8 protein-coding genes, 1 pseudogene and 1 riboswitch are annotated in these 15,336 nt (G+C 35.4%); of the genes and pseudogenes, 1 reads left to right on the forward strand and 8 read right to left on the reverse strand.

Features of this window, described 5'->3' with window-relative positions; all coding sequences use genetic code 11:
* Nucleotides 1–205: 205 nt before the first annotated feature.
* From AC3ASS_RS11210 to AC3ASS_RS11230, 5 genes and pseudogenes are all read right to left on the reverse strand, one after another.
* Nucleotides 206–3,328 carry an MMPL family transporter gene (locus tag AC3ASS_RS11210; protein WP_488283618.1) on the reverse strand — a complete coding sequence of 1,041 codons (3,123 nt, stop codon included), beginning with the start codon at nt 3,326–3,328 and terminating at the stop codon, nt 206–208.
* Entirely contained in the window at nt 3,312–3,794 is a 483-nt protein-coding gene (locus AC3ASS_RS11215) for a MarR family winged helix-turn-helix transcriptional regulator (protein WP_488283619.1), read from the reverse strand. The genes AC3ASS_RS11210 and AC3ASS_RS11215 overlap by 17 nt, the downstream gene beginning before the upstream one ends.
* Nucleotides 3,795–4,884: 1,090 nt before the next feature.
* Entirely contained in the window at nt 4,885–5,916 is a 1,032-nt protein-coding gene (gene ltaE, locus AC3ASS_RS11220) for a low-specificity L-threonine aldolase (protein WP_488283620.1), read from the reverse strand.
* Between the two features lie 126 nt (nt 5,917–6,042).
* On the reverse strand, nt 6,043–7,719 hold the full coding sequence (locus tag AC3ASS_RS11225; protein ID WP_488283624.1) for an acyl-CoA dehydrogenase family protein: 1,677 nt from the start codon (nt 7,717–7,719) through the stop codon (nt 6,043–6,045).
* A gap of 18 nt (nt 7,720–7,737) precedes the next feature.
* Nucleotides 7,738–9,236, reverse strand: a pseudogene (locus AC3ASS_RS11230) (class I adenylate-forming enzyme family protein); the annotation flags it as partial.
* A 253-nt stretch (nt 9,237–9,489) separates the two neighbouring features.
* Here AC3ASS_RS11230 and AC3ASS_RS11235 point away from each other — a divergent pair.
* Nucleotides 9,490–10,356 carry a Cof-type HAD-IIB family hydrolase gene (locus tag AC3ASS_RS11235; protein ID WP_488283621.1) on the forward strand — a complete coding sequence of 289 codons (867 nt, stop codon included), beginning with the start codon at nt 9,490–9,492 and terminating at the stop codon, nt 10,354–10,356.
* A gap of 835 nt (nt 10,357–11,191) precedes the next feature.
* On the opposite strand, the gene thiT is transcribed toward AC3ASS_RS11235, so the two are convergent.
* The 3 genes from thiT to AC3ASS_RS11250 all read right to left on the reverse strand — a co-directional run bounded on the left by thiT (nt 11,192) and on the right by AC3ASS_RS11250 (nt 14,300).
* Nucleotides 11,192–11,776 carry an energy-coupled thiamine transporter ThiT gene (gene thiT, locus AC3ASS_RS11240; RefSeq protein WP_488283622.1) on the reverse strand — a complete coding sequence of 195 codons (585 nt, stop codon included), beginning with the start codon at nt 11,774–11,776 and terminating at the stop codon, nt 11,192–11,194.
* A gap of 82 nt (nt 11,777–11,858) precedes the next feature.
* A riboswitch (TPP riboswitch) is annotated at nt 11,859–11,960 on the reverse strand.
* 126 nt (nt 11,961–12,086) lie between these two features.
* A complete protein-coding gene (locus AC3ASS_RS11245; protein WP_488283623.1) occupies nt 12,087–12,935 on the reverse strand; it encodes a MurR/RpiR family transcriptional regulator in 849 nt (282 codons plus the stop codon).
* 39 nt (nt 12,936–12,974) lie between these two features.
* Entirely contained in the window at nt 12,975–14,300 is a 1,326-nt protein-coding gene (locus AC3ASS_RS11250; RefSeq protein WP_488283625.1) for an aspartate aminotransferase family protein, read from the reverse strand.
* Nucleotides 14,301–15,336 lie beyond the last annotated feature (1,036 nt).

Here is a 15,336-nt window from a genome sequence, read left to right on the forward strand (position 1 = left end):
CTAGCCTTATATGAGGTTCGTGTTCCTCGGACCGGTGTTTTGCCTCCAGCTTCCTTCAGATTCCGCGTCACCACGGACACCCTTGCTCTTGGCTAACCTCTACTTCTGTCTTCGGGGTTCGGGACTTACACCCTATAGTTCATGTACATGCCGGGCGCACATAAAAAAGAGTATTAAACATTTCTGTTTAATACTCTTAGAACAACTATTTTTCCCCTAAAAACGGCCACCAATTGGCTTTACCAAAAGTTTTTACCATCACCGGTACAAATAGAGGCAGCATAAATAGCGCATAAAGGAATAATCCGGTTAACGTAATGGTTGCAATTTCAAGTAAGGATAAAACACCTGATGGAAGCATTGCTGCAAACGTACCACCCAGAATAACCGCAGCTGAAATAATTACAGTTCCCATTTTTCTCATAGAAAGGATCATAGCCTCTTTAATCGTATATTCTTTATATTCATTGAAACGATCCATTAAGAAAATACTGTAATCGACTCCTAATGCAATTAAGATGACAAAGGCAAAAAATGGTACAGCCCATGATAAACCAGAATATCCTAAAAGATTCACAAAAATCATTTCCGTTAAGCCCATAGATGTAAAGTAAGTCAAAATAAGTGATGTAATTAAGTAAATTGGCATGATGAATGAACGTAGAAGAATAATTAATATGATAAAGATCCCTATCATCATTAACATTACCGTACGAGAATAATCTTCATCCGATATTGTTCCAAGATCGTTGTACGTACTTGTGACTCCACCAATTGCTAAAGTAGCATTTTCTAATTTCGTCCCTTTTGTTGCTCGTTTGACGGCATCTTTCATCTCTTCAATTTTATTTATCGCATCGTTCGAATATGGATTGGATTCAAAAACGACATCGAAAGTAACCGTTTTGCGATCGTTCGACATGTATAAATCCAATACAGGCTGAAATTCTTTCGATGTTAATACTTCTTCTGGAATAAAAATTGAATCTCTTTCATTTTTTGATAAGTTAGCCAAATAATCTTGAGCAGATAATAAACCTTGAGATACTTGACGAATCCCTAATACACTTTGATTTAATCCATCTGTTAATTGGTTCATTTGACTACTTAAATCACTAAAACCATTTAATAATTCTGTCTGACCTTGGTTTATACTACCTAATCCTTCATCAAATTGAGATAGATGGCCAATTATCGTTTTTTGTCCATCCGCCATTTGGTTCAAACCATCGATTTGCTGCTGGATTCCTTCGATAAATAAACCAAGAGCATCGTTGACTTTCTTTTGGTTTTCAATTAATGTGGCAAAATTCCGATTAGCTTCAGTTAAACCATCGATGATGCTTGCTAAACCATTGTTTAAAGCTTTTATACCCATTAATGGATTTTGTACAGGGTCATTTGAATGTAGAGCAAGAATTAATGATTTTATTTTATGATAATTCATATCTACTAAAATTCCAGGGTTGTTCTTTTCAAGTTCAGCAAGGTCTTGTGGAGTAATTGATGCTAATACTGATAAATATTTTTCCTCAATCCCTTGATAGCCTGCTAGAATTGAAGTTTCTAAATTTGATTGAATATTTCTATAGCCTTCAAGTAATTGTTTATTACCTTCTAATAATGTTTCTGCATTCGTTTTCAGTTCTTCTAAACGAGTCTTCATTTCTTTAGCACCTAGTGTTCCTTGATGCAAACCATTCTCGATTTCTTGCAAACCATTTTTTAGTTCTCCCAAACCGAGTTTCAATTCGTTCGTTCCTTGAACTAATTGACGAATACCATCAGTTGCTTGATCAAGTTGAGGGGCTTGAGCTAAAATCTCTGATTCTGCTTGACTAAGTCCATCACTAATTTGTTTTAAGCCATCGTTTCCTTGCCCTAATCCTTCTTCCAACATCTCCGCTTGTTTCGCCACTAATAAATCTTCTATTTTTTCTCCTGTAGGTCTTGTTACCGAGCGAACAGTATCTACATGTTCAATCTTTTCTATTTCTTTACTAATCTCTTCGATGAGTGCAATATATTCAGCTTGGTCTAATTCATCATCGTTTTTTAAGACGATTTGCGTTGGCATAGATTGACCGGGACCGAAGCTATCTGAAACAATATTAAATCCTTTAATCGCATCATAATCATCACTAATTTCTTCGAGTGAGTTAAATGATAATTCTCCATCATAAGTAATGATAAATGGTACAGTAACAGCTGCAACAATTAATAATGTAATGATAGGACGAGTAAAGGAAAATGTTCCTGCCCATTGCCATAGTTTACTTTCTTTATGTTCTAATTTCCCTTTTGCCGGCCAAAATAACTTTTTACCGAATACAGACATAAAGAATGGAACTACGGTGACTAATGCTAATAAAAGGACGGCAATTCCAATAGCTACTGCTGAAGCAGATTGATAAAGTTTAAATTGAGAAAAACCAATCGACGCAAAACCAATCATGACAGCTAAACCGCTAAATAATACCGTTTTCCCAGCAGTTTTGTATGTAGTCACTATCGCTTCTGTTACACTGTCAAAATGAGAAAGTTCCTCTTTATACCGGCTTAATAGTAAAATACAATAATCTGTCCCTATTCCGAATAAAACGGCGACAAGGAAGATTTGTGTAAAGGTTGACAGTGGAAAATTCACTAAATCGACTAGTATCGCAACGATGGATTGGGCAACAATGTAACTGATTCCTACCGTTATTAATGGGATAATTGGAGTTATAACGGAACGAAAGACAAGTAATAATACAACTAAAATAAATACTACGGTAATCCATTCCGTCTTTTTTAACCCTTCTTGGGAATTTGTCACTAATGCTTCATCAATCATCCAACTTCCTGTATAATAATGTTCGATATTTACATCTTCCAATGCCTGATAAAGCTCATCACTAATCTCTCGAGCCGTACGATTATTCGGATCAATACTTAAAGAAACTAAAATTGTTTTATTATCTTCAGATACTAATTGATCTTCTAATTCTTTTTGATCAAAATGAGTGATGATATCTGTAATCCCTAGCTTTTCCTTTTGAGCATTCAACTTCTGAATCGCATCTTCTGCGTTCTTCATATCCTCATTTGTTAATCCATTTTTATTATGAAAAACAAGAGCTGTTTGCAACCCAGAAGAAGTTCCGTCCTGTTCTTTTATTTCATCTAAAATTTTTGTCGCGAGTGATGATGAATAACCATCTGGTACCTCTATTTGCCCTTTTTCACGCACTAAATCCCCCATATTCGGAGAAAACACGAATAGTAATACGATGGCTGCTATCCAAGCAAAAAGGACGAACCATTTTCCTTTAATTATTCCTCTCATAGCTTGCTCTCTCCCACTTATCTAACGTATTGGATGTTAATATATTCGAAAGCTTTTCATAGGTAGTTATAAAGGCTTCAATTTCTTGATCATCAAACTTTTTAATAAAAGACCCTACAAACTTATGAATCTTTTCTTCCACGTTTAAAAATAGATTCTTCCCTTTATCTGTTAACGATAAGTAAATGACACGTCGATCATTTTCATCTCTATTTCGTTCGATTAATCCTTTTTCATACAATCGGTTAATGATGGCGGTTATTGCACTTTTATTAACATGACATTTTTCAGCAAGTTCTGTGGACGTGCATTTTCCTTCTTGGTAAATGAATCGTAACGTACAATGTTGATCATTCGTTAAATCTTCATCAATTGCTTGCCTAATGATTGCCTCTGCTCTTTTCGTTACCGTATTACTTACTTTAATATATCTATTAATCAATTGTTGTAATTTTTCATCTCTCAACAAAATCACCCCTCCCTAAATAGTTCAACAGTTTAACTATTCATATATTTAACTGAAAAAACATCATTTGTCAACAGAAAAGCGAAGGCGAGCGCCTAGTGGCGTACGAACGGGACGCACTCCTGCACTGAGATAAAGGAAACACGGCGAGCTACGAGCCGATGTTGACTTATCGTAGGGAAAGGAGTGGGTCGTTCGCTAGCCACTGCGAGCCAAGCTAGACAATAGAAAAGCGAAGGCACAAATAGAACGCCGTATGAACGGGAGGGCCTTTCGAACTGAGATAAAGGAAACACAGCGAGGGACGAGCGGTTGTTGACTTATCGTAGGGGAGAAAGGTCATTGTTCACTAGGCGTTCGTGCCGGAGCTAGACACAGAAAAGCGAAGGCGAGCGCCTAGTGGCGTACGAACGGGAGGCACTCCTGCACTGAGATAAAGGAAACACGGCGAGCTACGAGCCGATGTTGACTTATCGTAGGGGAAGGAGTGGGTCGTTCGCTAGCCACTGCGAGCCGAGCTAGACAATAGAAAAACGAAGGCACATCTAGAACGCCGTATGAACAGGAGGGCCTTTCGAACTGAGATAAAGGAAACACGGCGAGCTACGAGCCGATGTTGACTTATCGTAGGGAAAGGAGTGGGTCGTTCGCTAGCCACTGCGAGCCAAGCTAGACAATAGAAAAGCGAAGGCACAAATAGAACGCCGTATGAACGGGAGGGCCTTTCGAACTGAGATAAAGGAAACACAGCGAGGGACGAGCGGTTGTTGACTTATCGTAGGGGAGAAAGGTCATTGTTCACTAGGCGTTCGTGCCGGAGCTAGACACAGAAAAACGAAGGCACATCTAGAACGCCGTATGAACGGGAGGGCCTTTCGCGTTGGGAAATAGAGTGAAAGTAAAAAGCCAATTAACCGTTATTAAGGAGCAATACGTATAATTCTTTGCAAGACTACCATCTGTGATGGACGAATACTGAAAAAATGAGGAGAATTTGAGTAAGTTTCAAATTCTCCCCTTTCAAATTGTAAACCGAGTTATGTATCGATTTATAACGGACTTCCTAGGTAAACCTATTTAAGAGAATGCATTATTTTATTTCATTTCTAATTTCTTTTAACGCTTGGATGACGACATCCATATCGCTCATTGAAACATCATAATGGGTTACAAATCGAATACTATATGTACCGAAGCTAACGGCTAAAATGTCTCTTTCTTTTAATTTTTCAAGTAATTGGTTAGCAGTTAACCCCAAGCCTTTCGTGCCAACAACAATAATATTGGTCTCCACATCATTTTCGATAGATAATCCATCAATCGTTGAAATTCCTGCAGCTAAATACTTTGCTTTTTCATGATCTTCTGATAAACGTTCAACCATATTCGTTAAAGCATAAAGTGCTGGAGCCGCAATGATACCTGATTGTCTTAAACCACCGCCTAAGCGCTTTCTCCACTTTCTTGCCCTTTCAATAAAATCACGTGAACCAGCGATAACTGAACCAACAGGTGCTCCTAGCCCTTTGGATAAACAAACTTGAACTGTATCGGTGTATTTCGCATATTCGCTAGCTGGAATACCAGTTGCAACAACTGCATTAAATAAACGGGCACCATCTAAATGAACGGGAACTCCACATTGACGTGCCACTTCATAAACCGATTTCATGTTTTCAATTGGTATAATCGCTCCACCTGCACGGTTATGTGTGTTTTCTATACATATCAGCCCTGTTTCAGGAAAATGAATATCATCTCCACGAATCGCCATTTCTACATCTTTGGCATTCAATGATCCTTTATTTCCGCGAATTGTCCGAGGTTGAACACCTGCAAATGCAGATATGGCACCACCTTCATAATAGAACAGATGGGAATTTTCTTCTAATAATATTTCATTACCAGGACGACAATGTGTAAGGACAGCAATTTGATTTCCTTGAACTCCACTAGTTACAAATAAAGCCGCTTCTTTTCCTAAAATTTCGGCAGCTTTTTCTTCTAAACGGTTGACCGTAGGATCCTCCCGATATACATCATCTCCCACTTCTGCTTCGTAAGCTGCTTTACGCATTTCTTCTGTAGGTTTTGTCACGGTATCACTTCGAACATCAATCACATAAATCCCTCCCATTCCCATTATAGAGAAAAAAAGATTGATAAACTATAAATTTCCCTTTTATTACAAATAATCTGTAATAGAAAAAGACCGGAAACATTCCGGTCAGATTAATAGAAACATTTCCTATATTTTTATCACTTTATCCGTTTGGATGATATCATCAAAATAACGAAGGGCTAGAAGTTCTTCATCCATCCACTCATTCATCTTCCATGTATTTTGAATAAAAATCTGTGCGACCTTTACTTTCCGATCTCCTCCAATTTGTGCATCCTTGAGTGCAATTATACTTTCATAGATATCACACATTAACTTTGCAACCCGTTTGCTATGATACGTTTGAACATCTTCATTATTAATCGATAAATAAGTTAATTGTTGTTTTAATGTTTCTACTCCCTTTTTTACAGGAGTTATAAATGCTTCTAAATCTTTATGAAGTTTTTTTAGTTCCTCCTGAACATAAGAAACAAAAACTCTTCCTGCGTCATATTTTTTTAATAGCCTTAAAACTTCTAAACCAAGTATATTCGCAGTTCCTTCCCAAACGGTTAATACTTGTGCATCTCTTAAAAGTCTAGGAGTTACAAAATCTTCAATGTATCCATTGCCACCGTGCATTTCAATTGCTTCATGACTAAAATGAATAGCTTGTTCTGCCGTTTCTTTTTTTAACAAAGCAATGAGAAGGCGATTCATGACATGATCTTCCATTGTAATAGATGGATGGTGGTTAGCAATTCGATCAAACAAAGCCACTAATGAAAACACGGCACTTGTTTCTACTTCTTGTTTGACCGCTAATTTGACTAATGACTCCTTCACCATCGGGAAATCAATCAAATACTGACCAAATGCCTGACGCGAACGAGCATAATTTCTAGCTTCCAAAAATGCACGCCGCATAATTCCAATCGATGCTACTGCATTACAAATCCTTGATAGATTTAACGCTTCCATCATGTAATAAAATCCTTTGGAAGCATCCCCAACTAAGTAAGCTTCGGAACCATGAAAAACAACTTCTCCAGAAGGAACAGCTCGAACACCTAATTTATCTTTTAAACGACGAATTTCTAAATGATTGAGGATCCCGTTGTCATTTTTCCATGGGACTAAAAATAAACTAAGCCCTTTTGTCCCACTAGGTGCTCCTTCAATTCTTGCTAACACCATCGCTACCCCACATTGTCCGGCATTGGAAGCAAAATATTTTTCTCCGTATATCCGATAATTACCATTTATGTCTGGTATCGCTTTTACTTCATTCGCTCCAACGTCCGAACCTCCTTGTCGTTCAGTTAAAAATGTTGCTCCTTCATATAATTCCGTTTCACCAGTGGAAAGTACATGGGGCAGATATTTTTTCTTCAATTCTTCACTAGCATAATGATCAATTAAATAAGCCGTGGCCATTGTCAACGTGACAGGACAATAAAATCCGGGTTCCGCATGGGACAATAAGTAACCTTGTGCATATGAATAAATGTAATTTCCTCTTCTTCTTAACTCGGGAATTTCCTTATGAATATATCCGACAATTCCAGTGTTATACGTTTGCTCAACCGTCTTTTTATATCCGTCATTCACCCAAACATATGAAATGTCATTACCCATTTTATCGTATTTGATTAATTTCGGCTGCCCATCACGATCAGTAAAGACCGCTCTTTCATCGATTTCAGTTCTACATAGCTCTCCAAATTGTTCTAACTTTTTATCAGCCCATTTAAAAAATTCATCATCCAAATATTTTTTTAAATTAAACGCTAAATTTGGATCTTCTATATAAAAATTCATGGTTGAAACACCTCTATTTTGTAAGAATTGTTCTCTCTCTTTTAAAACATGTTTTAATATCTTCCCTGTCGCATTTCTTGGTAATTGGTCAATTTTTTCATATAATTTCGGAATTTTATAGCTTGCTAGTTTATTAGACAGAAAACGTTTACATTCATCTTCAAGATTATCCATCGGTTCTTTTAGCACAACGAATGCTTTTACAGTTTCTCCCCATTCACGATGAGGAACTCCGACAACAGCTACCTCGGAAATTTTTGGATGCAAAGCTAGCGTCTCTTCAATTTCCTTAGGAAAAATATTGATACCTCCTGAAATTATCATATCTTTCTTTCGGTCAACGACATACATAAACCCATCTTCATCCAATGTTCCCATGTCACCAGTATATAACCATCCTTCTTGAAGCACTTCCATCGTTTGAACTGGATCTTTGTAATATCCTTTCATTACACCTTCGCCTTTTAACAGTATTTCTCCAACTTCACCTGGTTGGACTTCCTCTCCTTTTGCATTGACAATTTTTATTTCCGTATTTAATGCCGCTCTTTTCCCAATGCTTCCAGCTTTTTCTTTATGTTCTTCAGGTAATAGTAGCGTCCCGGTCGGTCCTGCTTCCGTTAATCCATATACACAATATAGGCGATCTGTCTTAAATTTTTCTTGAATGAATTTTACTTCTTGAGAAGCTAAAGGTGCCCCACCATATACCCAATATTTCATAGAGGACAAATCATACTCATTTAGTTTAGGATGATTAGCCGTTAATAAATAAGCTACAGGTGCACCAAAAAAGTGGGTCGCTTTTTCTTCATGAACAAGTTTTAACAGTAAATCAGGAGTGAATGTAGAAGCGATAATATGAGTCGCTCCAACATAAGTTCCACCAACTAAAAATAAATGAAGTGGTGCGGAATGACTTAAAGGCATTAAATGAAGCATTCGGCTTTCTGGCTTCATTTCCATTTCAATAGCCATCATAATAGCTGCAGTTAATATATTTCTATACGTAAAAAGAACTCCCTTTGGTCTGCCAGTTGTCCCTGATGTATATAAAATCGTTGCCTCATCATCTTCCTTTAAATCACAAGTAATTTCTTCAGTACTTCCATACTCCAATAGTTGTTCAAAACTTTTCCACTCATCTACTGGTTCTCCTGTTTTTATAAATAATAGAGAAATAGAGCTTGGTAAATCTTTCACTTGATCAAATAATAGATCGTGTGCAATAAGAGCTTTTGCATCAGAATGATTTAAAATGTAAGTTTTGCACTAACAGGAACAATGATTCCTCCTAAACGTAAGACCGCGAAGTAAGAGATGATAAATTCTGGGGTATTTGGCATGTAAAGGACAACTTTGTCTCCTTTATTCAATCCATATGTTGATAGACTATTAGCTAGTTGATTGACGAATTTGTTTAGTTCCCAATATGTAAATTGCTTCGATTCAGATACAACCGCTTCTTTTTTTGGATATTTACGGGCGTTTCTTTCTAACAATAAAGAAATGTTCACACTTTAACACTCCTTTTTTAGTGTAGATGATATTTTTTTAAAAGATCCATCATCTTTTCCTTCTATTCACCTCCTTTTATTGGTTGATTTAAGAATTGTTACTTTCATAATTATTTGAATATTCTTATTTTATTTTATCATATATGTTCCTCACTTAATAATGAATTTTTGTACCAACCTTTATTATTTGCCATCCTCCCATCATTCCATTAAAATGATAATTATTACCAATCATAGAAATTAGGTGGTCAGAATGATAAAATGCATCGCAACAGATATGGATGGAACTTTAGTTCGTGCAGATCAATCCATTAGTAAAGAGAATATTGAAGCAATTAAAAGAGCACAGCAAGCGGGAATTGAGGTTGTAGTTGCTACAGGCAGATCCTATGAAGAAGCCATGTTTCCATTAAAATCAGCTGGAATCGTTTGCCCCGTCATTTGTATGAATGGTTCTGAAGTAAGGGATCAAAATGGAAAAATAGAAACTTCCATTCCTTTAGATGTAGATACATATCGAAACATTCATCACATTTTACAAGAACAAGATATGTATTACGAACTTTATACCAATCAAGGTACCTTTTCAAACGATTATGAAAAATCTTTATCCGTCATTTCCGATATATTAATGAGTGCTGGACATAAAGCTACATATGAGGAAATCGTTGAAGGTGTAAAAGAACGTTTCGAACGTGGTGGAATTAAATTAGTTCAAAGTTATGAAGAATTGTTACAAAAAGATCAAATTCAATTATTAAAACTGCTAATCTTCTCATTAGATAAGGAAAAATTACAAGAAACCGAACAAAGACTTCAACAATTTTCAAACTTAGCTGTTAGTTCGTCCGGTCATCAAAACCTTGAAGTAACCAATATTAAAGCCCAAAAAGGTGTCGCATTAGAAAAATATGTGATGCAAAAAGGAATCTCATTAAAAGAAACGATGGCTATGGGAGACAGTTATAACGACGTATCTATGTTTGAACGTGTAGGCTTTGCTGTTGCAATGGGCAATGCACCCCAAGATATTAAAGAAATGTGCCATTATATTACCGATCATAACGAAAACCATGGTGTCGCTAAAGCTATTTATAAAGTACTTAATGAAAATTTATAAATAAATAACTATCTACAATAGGAAATGCCAGTGAATCTTTTTTAAAAAGTTCACTGGCTTTGTATTTTAATGAAAAAATTAGGACATCTTGTTATCATTCAGTTACCTAATTCTAATAAATGGATGTTCTATAGTTTAAGCATTAAAACATACATCGATTTTTAAATAAAATTTAAAACGTGAAAACTATTTCATATTCAAGTATTTTAATGCAAGATTTTTTCATTTAACATATTTAACTTTACATCATTAACGTTAACTTGCAAATAATCAAATCAAGTTACAAGATTTTTGTTAATTGGTTCATCCATTTACCCCTGAAACAACGACTTGCAAATAAATCCATTCGAGTTGCAAGATTTCTTTCGACTTACAAGAAAATGTCCGTGAGTTACAAAAAATTTTTCGAAAGTTACAAATTTTTCTTTAACACTTGCAAATACGACATTTTCTAGTTGCAATAATTGATTTAAGAGTTACAAATAATCTTGATTAACTTACAAATTCAATCTCAAAAGTTGCAAATATACATTCAATTGGTCAGGATTGGCGATCGCCAATCCTTTCTCTTTTTGAAAAAACAACCACTTTCAATCAACTTGCAAATAAAACAATATAGGTTGCTAGATTTCCCCACTACTTGTAATACTTTTTCCCCTCAAACCAACAGCTTGCAAATAAAATCAACCTAGTTGCAAGTTTTTGTCGTCTTAAATTCACCATTAACAAATTTTTCATAAAAAGCCGAATATAATGAAAAAAATTAAAGAAGGAGAATTTGAATCCTTCAATTTCTCCTTCTTTCCTCACTTGAAACGATTTTTCTCATCTCATTTTATTCATTGTATGAATATTGATTATTAGCCGTTAATAGTCTTGAAGAAATAGAAAGGATAGCTCCTAAGACTATGGCACAAAATACAAAAGAACCGAAACCTGATCCTCCATTTACAATAAACGAGTACATCCAAACCCCCATACCTTCTGGAGCATATTCTCCCCAGAAGACAATTCCAGCATAAAAATGCCAAATATATCGTGTAATTGTCCCAATAAACATAGCGAAAACAGCTATGGACAAACCTCTTCCTTTTTCCCCATTATTAAATGAGTTTAAAATGGAAGAACTAAAAATACCTGCAAATCCAATACAAGTAAAGGCAATAAAGTATTCAATAATAAACTGATACCAATGGAGAAAATATGCATCACCAGTAATTACTTGTAATAATGACCATAGAAAACCAGATAACATTCCATATTTTACTCCCCAACGAAATGAAACTAAAAAGACTGGAACCATTGCAAAAGAAATAGAAATCCAAGGTCCCAATTTAATGGATGGCAGTAAATCAATGACAAGTGCTAATGCTGCCATAATCGCTGCCTCTAATGATGGTTGTAACTTTTTTGAACGCATAAAAAAACCCCCTATGTTTTGATATTGATCAAACGTTTCCATAGGAGCTTGAAGAAGGCAGAAAAATAGATATTAAACTATTCATCTTCCTTTTCCACAATCCCTACGCTAGAATTAACTAACAGGTTCGAAGGGTCAGAACAAAAATTGTTCACTCTCAGCCTAAGCTCCCCCTGTGGATCCGTTGATTCAATTGTCAATCCTATTATAGTTATTAGATACAGAAATTGAAAGTATTTTTTAAATTTTTTTCATATAATTGTGCAAAATGAATATTCTCTAGTCAAAATGGCATAAAAAGCACATATTTTTATTTGTGAAAAATATTAAATCGTTCCCACACCTCTTCTAAATCTGCTAAATGCTTCTCAATATCTCCTCGTTTTTTTCTTCCGACTGCTGTTATTAAAGCATTAATTAAACTTAGTGGGGCGACAAACGAATCGATAAAAGAAGGCATGTCACTAGGTGCACATAAAGCCACATCACTATATGGAATCAGTGGTGACAATAAATTATCTGTAATCGCAATAATAGTAGAGCCACGATCTTTTGCAAAGCTAACAGCATCAATCGTTGTTTTCGTATATCTTGCAAAACTTAATCCAATGACGACATCATCTTCTTTCAGACGAAATAGCTTCTCCGAAATACCATGAGGATTTCGAATAAGCTCTGTATTCTCGAACAACAAATCTAAATAAAATTCTAAAAATGATCCTAGTGAAACTGCACTTCGATTAGCAATGATAAATATGCGGTTTGCATCTAAAATATATTGCACCGCTTTATGGAAAGAATCCGTATCAAACTGTGATGCCATTGTTTGGATTCGATTTACTTCTTCTTCAAACATTTCATATACAGCTTTATCTTCGGAAGAATATACGTCATCCGATAATTTCAAGCGCTCAACGGTGGTAAGTTGGCGCTTAACAGTCTCTTGCATTGCTTTTTGCCAATCTGGATAACCATCGTATCCTAAAAAAGTAGCAAAACGTACAACTGTCGCTTCACTAACCCCCACCGTTTTTGCTAACTTTCCAACTGTGAAAAAAGGAACTGAGTCTGTATTATTTAAAACAAAACGAGCGATTTTCCGTTGTGATTTACTCATATCGGGCAATTTTTCTGCGATTTTTCTGTATACTTCGTTCATCTAACTCCACCTTAATTCGTCTATTCGTCTTTTTTACCATTATATAATGTTTAACACTCGACGAATAGCGATTTCATGAGCTTTTATTGTATTTTTAATATCTTCATCCGTATGAGCAGTTGAAAGGGAATAACGATTTAATGGTTTCGTATAAACTCCTAAACGTAATAATTGTTCATCAATAGCTTTGCGCAATTTCGTATTTGCTTTTTTCATATCCCGATAATTTTCTATCGGTTGTTCTGACAAGACTATATTAAAAATACTTCCCATTCCAATAGCTTTCATTGGAATTTTATAGTGACGATAGAGAGATTCCAAGCCATTCTTTAATTTTGTTGTCTGTGAAATGAGGTGGTTCATTACTTCTTTATCTTTTAATACATTTAATGTGGCTAATCCTGTAGCTAATATGGTCGGATGTCCGTTGTATGTTCCACTATGGAAAACAATATCTGTCTTTCCTTCATTTCCTCCTCCATTAGAAAAAATATCTTTTCCAATGCTCGGATCCATTTGAATCATAATCTCTCGCTTTCCTCCTACGGCACCGATTGGAAACCCTCCACCTAACACTTTTCCAAGCGCTGTTAAATCTGGTTTGATTCCATATATGTTTTGGCCCCCACCATACGTCATGCGAAATCCGGTTTTTACTTCATCAAAAATCAAGACGATCCCTAATTCTTCTGTCAATTTTCTTAATTTATGCATAAACCACTCATTTGCAGGTATAAATCCGGCTTGCACTGGTTCAAGAATTACTGCAGCAATTTCTTCTTTTCTTTGTCTTAAAATGGTTTCAGTTGCATCGATATCATTAAATGGCAATATTATCGTTTGATCAATAATTTCTTTTGGAATCCCTTTTGATTCAGGAACAGAATTAGGCATTTTTTCACTACCAGCTTCTTCAAGCTCTGGATTGACGCTTACTAGTACTTGATCATATCCACCATGATAATGTCCTTCAAATTTGGCAATAGCATATTTGCCTGTATAACTTTGTGCAAGGCGAATCGCTAATAGTGTAGCTTCTAAACCAGAATTCGTAAAACGTACCATCTCAATACTAGGAATGGCAGAGACAAGTTCATTAGCCATTCTTAGTTCCAACTGATGTGGAGCTCCAAAAACAGACGTACCACATGCCATAAATTGCTCTTGTACACTTTCAATCACTTTCGGATGTCCATGCCCTAAAATTAAAGCACCATAACATAATAAATAATCAATATATTCATTCCCATCCACATCCATTATGTGGCTACCATTTGCTTTTTCCATAAAAATTGGATATGGCGCAAAATATTTAATATTTGCACTAACTCCTCCTGGTATTACTTTCTTGGCTTTTTCAAACATTCTCAATGAACCTTTTGTATCAAATTCAGCTTTCTTCGAATAACTAAGCTGCACAAAAGGACACCCCTTTCATAATTTACATTTAATTTGAAATTTTTATTTCATTATATTCATTATATTGAAATATATCAACACATTTTAGATATTTTTACTTCATTTTTATTTATTTTTTGAAATAGTTTTTTCATAAATGGACGATAAATCAAAAAACAGGTTAAAAATGAAATTTATATAAGGATAATGGGGAAATTTAGGGGTTCCATCTCTCTTTAAATCATTAAATTTCAATTTTTTTGCTCGATTTCCAAATTTGAGGAGGGAGGGAAAATGATTGGTTATTTACACAAGTCAACATACTTGCAAAATTTATTTGCAAGTAGAAAATCAAGAGTGATTTTGTGAAGTAAGTAATTGAAAAATTTTGCAACTCAAATCGATTTTTTTGCAAGTTAAATATTCGTAGTCGATTTTTTCCAAAAAAAGTTAGGATTGGTCGTGGCCAATCCTAACCAATTGGATGTATATTTGTAACTTTCGAGATAGAATTTGCAAGTTTGAAAGGTGTATTTGCAACGTTCGAAATGATATTTGCAACTCGAAAAAATGAATCTTGCAACTGTGTGGAATATATTTGTAACTATGAAAAAATTATTTGTTACTCATGGACATTTTCTTGTAAGTCGGAATAAAATCTTGCAACTCGATTGGATTTATTTGCATGGCGATGGTTCGAGGATGACTTTTATAACCAAGTGATTCAAAATCTTGCAACCGCAAATTGATTCGTTGGAAATTTTTTATTCAATTGTTTAAAATATTTTCCATTCATATGGATATATTGGAACATTGATTGTTCAAGAATAGATAATTTTTTAAAATCGAGTAGGAGGGAGCGATTAACTCCCGTCCTCTCACACCACCGTACGTACGGTTCCGTATACGGCGGTTCAATTAAGATAATTGACGCAAGTCTTTATAACTTCCGTGAATAGCTGTTCTCTTTATGCCAGTGGTCACTCCACCCTCCAAGAGGTCT

This window comes from Bacillus sp. JST-5, assembly GCF_057747715.1.

What these genes read in the sequence shown, in the direction of transcription:
- thiT (WP_488283622.1), bottom strand. Translation starts at nt 11,776, where the DNA reads ATGCGTTCAAAAAAGTTACAACCATCATTAGAGGCAGCGATTATGGCA.
- AC3ASS_RS11250 (WP_488283625.1), bottom strand. Translation starts at nt 14,300, where the DNA reads ATGTTTGAAAAAGCCAAGAAAGTAATACCAGGAGGAGTTAGTGCAAAT.
- AC3ASS_RS11245 (WP_488283623.1), bottom strand. Translation starts at nt 12,935, where the DNA reads ATGAACGAAGTATACAGAAAAATCGCAGAAAAATTGCCCGATATGAGT.
- AC3ASS_RS11235 (WP_488283621.1), top strand. Translation starts at nt 9,490, where the DNA reads ATGATAAAATGCATCGCAACAGATATGGATGGAACTTTAGTTCGTGCA.
- AC3ASS_RS11210 (WP_488283618.1), bottom strand. Translation starts at nt 3,328, where the DNA reads ATGAGAGGAATAATTAAAGGAAAATGGTTCGTCCTTTTTGCTTGGATA.
- AC3ASS_RS11225 (WP_488283624.1), bottom strand. Translation starts at nt 7,719, where the DNA reads ATGAATTTTTATATAGAAGATCCAAATTTAGCGTTTAATTTAAAAAAA.